Origin of the sequence: Micromonospora humida, assembly GCF_016901255.1 — a bacterium.
GTDB classification, from domain to species: domain Bacteria; phylum Actinomycetota; class Actinomycetes; order Mycobacteriales; family Micromonosporaceae; genus Micromonospora; species Micromonospora wenchangensis.
The window spans coordinates 1-5,498 of sequence record NZ_JAFEUC010000029.1 but is presented as its reverse complement, the minus strand read 5'-3'; the positions used below and the strand labels follow the sequence as shown (position 1 = coordinate 5,498).

Genomic DNA, 5,498 nt, shown 5'->3' with positions numbered 1-5,498 from the left:
GCGGGAGTCGTTGGAGGTGTTGGGTTCGGGTGGTGTGGTGGTGCCGACGTTGCGTCGGGGTGAGGGTGGTGTGGGTCGGGTGTTGTTGTCGTTGGGTGAGGCGTTTGTGTCGGGGGTGGGGGTTGATTGGGAGCGGATGGTGCCGGAGGCGGCCCGGGTCGACCTACCCACCTACCCCTTCCAGGGCCGCCACTACTGGCTGAACCCGACCGCACCCGGCGGTGCCGACGTCTCGCACGCCGGCCTGACCGCCGTCACCCACCCCCTGCTCGGCGCGGTCGTCGAACTCGCCGGCAGCGCCGTCACCGGGCTCACCGGCACGCTATCCCTCGCCGCCCAACCCTGGCTGGCCGACCACGCCGTCGGCGACACCGTGCTGCTGCCCGGCACCGCGTTCGTCGAGATGGCGCTGCGCGCCGGCGACGAGGTCGGCTGCGACCACGTCGACGAACTGACCCTCCAGGCGCCCCTGGTGCTGACGGACCGCGCGCCGGTGCACGTCCGGGTGGAGATCGACGAGCCGGCCGGGGACGGTCGCCGCGAGGTGAGCATCCACTCCCGGGCCGCCGACGTCGACTTCGGCACCGCCTGGACCTGCCACGCCACCGGCACGCTGTCCCCCACCGTGACCGACCCCGACCTGCCGGCCCCCTCCGCGCAGTGGCCGCCCCGGGGTGCCACCCCCGTGGACGTCCGCGACGCGTACGACGACCTGGCCGACGGCGGATACCGCTACGGCCCCACCTTCCGGGGCCTGACCGCGATGTGGCAGTCCGGCGACGAGGTCTTCGCCGACGTGTCGCTCCCGGAGGCGGCCCACACCGACGCCGCCCGCTTCGGCCTGCACCCGGCACTGCTGGACGCGGCGCTGCACGCGATGCTCGTCCGTGACCGGCTGGCCGGCCGGCACGACCTGCGGCTGCCGTTCGCCTGGCAGGGCGTCACGCTCGCCGCCGCCGGCGCCTCGATGCTGCGGCTGTCGCTGCGGCCGACGGCCACCGGCGCGATCACCCTGACCGCCGTCGACGGCGCCGGCCAGCCGGTGCTCACCGTCGAGTCGTTGACCTTCCGCGAGGTCGACCCGACCCGGCTCGCCGCCGCCCGACAGGACACGCCCCCGCTCTACGGCCTCGACTGGGTCGCCGAGCCCGCCGGGGTCACCGCCGCGTCGTCCACCCTGCGGTACGCGCTGCTCGGGCCGGACCCGCTCGGTCTCGGCAGCGTCCTGCCCGACGTCGAGCGTCACCCCGACCTGCCCGCCCTGGCAGCCGCCGGACGGCAGGTCGACGTCGTCGTGGTGACCCTGCCCGACGCCCCGCACGGCCCGGCGATCACGGGGGCGCACGCCGCCGCCCGGTGGGCGCTCACCCTGGCCCAGGACTGGCTCGCCACCGAGCAGCTGGCAGACGCCCGGCTCGCCGTGGTGAGCCGGCACGCGGTCACCACCGACGCGGGCACCACCGCGTCCTCGCCTGCCCACGCCACCGCCTGGGGGCTGCTGCGCTCGGCGCGGACCGAGAACCCGGGCCGGTTCCTCCTGCTCGACCTGGACGACGACCCCCGCTCGCTGACCGTGCTGCCGGCCGCCCTCGCCGCCGACCGCTCCGAGCTGGCCGTCCGCAACGGTGAGCTGAGGGTGCCCCGGCTCGCCCCGGTGACCCCCGGCGTCGCGCCGGTGTCCGGTGGCGACTGGCGACTGGCCGGCACCGGATCGGGCAGCGTGGACGGTCTCGCCGTCGTCGCCGCGCAGACCCCGGCCACCGGGCCGGCCGCCCTCGCCCCGCACGAGGTCCGGATCGCGGTACGGGCCGCCGGCCTGAACTTTCGCGACGTCCTCATCGCCCTCGGCGTCTACCCCGGCGAGGCCCGGATGGGCATAGAAGGTGCCGGCGTGGTGACCGAGACCGGTGCGGCGGTCACCGACCTGCGGCCCGGGGACCGGGTGATGGGCATGGTGGCCGAGTCGTTCGCCGGCACCGCCACCGTGGACCACCGGCTGCTCGTGCCGATCCCGGCCGGTTGGTCGTACGCCCAGGCCGCCGCGGTGCCGATCGTCTTCGCCACCGCCTACTACGGGCTCGTCCACCAGGCCGGCGTGCGCGCCGGTGAGTCGGTGCTGATCCACGCCGCCGCCGGTGGCGTCGGCATGGCCGCCGTGCAGCTCGCCCACCAGCTCGGCGCAACGGTGTACGCCACGGCCAGCCCCGCCAAGTGGGAGGCGGTACGGGCCCTCGGTGTGCCCGCCGACCGGATCGCCTCCTCGCGTACCGACGGGTTCGAGGAGACCTTCCGGGTCGCCACCCCGGGCGGCGTCGACGTCGTGTTGAACAGCCTGGCCGGTGACCTGCTCGACGCGTCACTGCGACTGCTCGCCGACGGTGGCCGGTTCGTCGAGATGGGCAAGACCGACCTGCGAGACCCCGACCGGGTCGCCGTGGACCACCCCGGTCGCCACTACCAGGCGTTCGACCTGATCGAGGTCGGTCGCCGGGACCCGGAGCTGATCCGGCGCATCCTCACCGAGATCGTCGCGCTCTTCGCCCGGGGCGCGCTGACCCACCTGCCGACGAGGTGCTGGGACGTCCGCTCCGCCGCCGACGCGTTCCGCCAGCTCAGCCAGGCCCGCCAGATCGGCAAGGCGGTGCTGACCGTACCGGCCGGATGGGACCCCGACGGGACCGTCCTGATCACCGGCGGCACCGGCACGCTCGGCGGCCTGCTCGCCCGGCACCTGGTCACCCGGCACGGGATGCGGCACCTGCTGCTGGCCAGCCGGCGGGGGCCGGCGGCCCCCGGCGTACCCGAGTTGGTCGGTGAACTGACCGGCCTCGGCGCGACGGTCGAGGTCGCCGCCGTCGACGTCGCCGACCGGGCCGCCCTGGACGCCCTGCTGGACGGCGTCCCGACGGCGCACCCGCTGACGGCCGTGGTGCACACCGCCGGGGTGCTCGACGACGCGCTGCTGCCCGCGCTGACCGACGCGCGCGTCGAGACGGTGCTGCGGGCCAAGGCCGACGCCGCGTGGCACCTGCACGAGTCCACCCGTCACCGCGACCTGGCCGGCTTCGTGCTCTTCTCCTCGATCATGGGTCTGCTCGGGAACGCCAGCCAGGCCAACTACGCGGCGGCGAACGTGTTCCTGGACGAGCTGGCCCACGCCCGGCGTGCCGAGGGGCTACCGGCGACCGCCCTGGCCTGGGGCTTCTGGGACCAGCGCAGTGAGATGACCGGTCAGCTCAGTGACGTCGACGTCGCCCGGATCGGCCGGCTCGGGCTGGCCCCGCTGACCGTCGAGGACGGCCTCGCCCTGTTCGACGCCGCGATCACCGCCGACCGGCCGACGGCCGTCCCGGCCCGGCTCGCCCTCGACGCCCTGCGCTCGCCGGCGGCCGGTGCCGTCCCGGAGCTGCTCACCGCTCTGGTGGGCCGGCGCGAGCGTCGGGTCGCGGCGGCCCGCGTCACCGGCAACGCCCTGGCCGAGCAACTCGTCGCGCTGCCGGCCGCGGAAGGCGACCAACTGCTGATCGAGCTGGTCCGGCAGACCGCCGCCGCGGTGCTCGGGCACGCCTCGGCCGCCCAGGTCCCGGCCCAGGCGAAGTTCAAGGATCTCGGCTTCGACTCGCTGTCCTCGGTGGAGCTGCGCAACCGGCTGAACGCGGCGACCGGTGTCCGGCTCTCCGCCACCATGGTGTTCGACCACCCCACACCGACCGCCGTGGCGGCGTACCTCAGGGACGAACTGCTCGGTGCCCGGCCGGCGGCGACGGACGCCCCGCCACCCACGCGGGCTGCGACCGACGACGACCACATCGCGATCGTCGGCATGGCCTGCCGGCTGCCCGGCGGTGTCGGTTCGCCGGACGAGCTGTGGGAGCTGCTGACCACCGACGGCGACGCGATCGGCGAACCCCCCAACGACCGTGGCTGGGACCTCGCCGACCTCTTCGACCCCGACCCGGACCGGCCCGGCAAGAGCTACGTGCTCGACGGCGGGTTCCTGCACGAGGCGGGGGAGTTCGACGCCGGCTTCTTCGGCATCTCCCCCCGGGAGGCGCTGGCGATGGACCCGCAGCAGCGACTGCTGCTGGAGACCTCGTGGGAGGCGCTGGAGCGGGCCGGCATCGTGCCGGCGGCACTGAACGGATCGGCGACGGGCGTCTTCGTCGGCGCGCTCGCCCAGGACTACGGCTCCCCGTTGCACCAGGTGTCCGAGGGTCTGGACGGGCTGCGGCTCACCGGCCGGTCCACCAGCGTCATCTCCGGTCGGGTGGCCTACGCGCTGGGGTTGCAGGGCCCGGCGGTGACGGTGGACACGGCGTGCTCGTCGTCGCTCGTGGCGCTGCACCAGGCGGTGGGGGCGCTGCGCGCGGGTGAGGTGTCGCTGGCACTGGCGGGCGGGGTGTCGGTGATGGCGACGCCCGGCATGTTCGTCGAGTTCTCCCGCCAACGGGGCCTGTCCCCCGACGGCCGCTGCAAGGCGTTCTCGTCCTCCGCCGACGGTACGGGGTGGGGTGAGGGTGTTGGTGTGGTGGTGTTGGAGCGGTTGTCGGATGCGCGGCGTAACGGGCACCCCGTGTTGGCGGTGGTGCGGGGTTCGGCGGTTAATCAGGATGGTGCGTCGAATGGTTTGACGGCGCCGCATGGTCCGTCGCAGGAGCGGGTGATTCGTCAGGCGTTGGCGAGTGGTGGTTTGTCGGCGGGTGATGTGGATGTGGTGGAGGCGCATGGTACGGGGACGCGGTTGGGTGATCCGATCGAGGCGCAGGCGTTGTTGGCGACGTACGGTCGGGAGCATTCGGCGGATCGTCCGTTGTATCTCGGTTCGTTGAAGTCGAACATCGGCCACACGATGGCGGCGGCGGGGATCACCGGCGTCATCAAGACCGTCCTGGCGATGCGCGCCGGGGTGATGCCGAAGACGTTGCACGTGGACGAGCCGACCACGCACGTGGACTGGTCGTCCGGCACGGTGGAGCTGCTCACCGAGGCGCGGGTCTGGGACGGTGACGGGCCGCGTCGGGCGGGGGTGTCGTCGTTCGGGATCAGCGGCACCAACGCGCACGTCGTCCTGGAGTCGGCACCCGGGCCGGAGCCGGCCGGGGAGTCGCCGGCCGACGCCGCCGGGCCGGTGCCGCTGGTGCTGTCGGCCCGGTCTGCGGAGGCCCTGCGGGCCCAGGCGGTGCGGTTGGCCGGGGTCGTGGAAAGCGGAGAATCGCTCGCCGGAATTGCTTCCGGGCTCATCCGCGACCGTTCCCGGTGGGATCACCGGGCCGTGGTCGTCGGCAGTTCACGCGCCGAACTGGTCTCCGGCCTGGCGGCACTCGGATCGGGTTCCGACGCTGCGGTCGCCGCCGGCAGCAATTCCGCCTCCGGTCGGGTGGTGTCGGGTGGGACGGTGTTTGTGTTTCCGGGTCAGGGGTCGCAGTGGTGGGGTATGGGTCGGGAGTTGTGGGGGTGTGATGCTGTTTTTCGGGGGCGGTTTGAGGAGTGTGTTGGGG

At 74.0% G+C, this 5,498-nt stretch carries 1 protein-coding gene; it reads left to right on the top strand.

Annotation, left to right across the window (positions count from 1 at the left end):
• Nucleotides 1-16: 16 nt before the first annotated feature.
• Nucleotides 17-5,498: SDR family NAD(P)-dependent oxidoreductase (locus JQX11_RS31855; RefSeq protein WP_204928623.1), on the top strand; the 5,482-nt coding region annotated here is incomplete at its 3' end.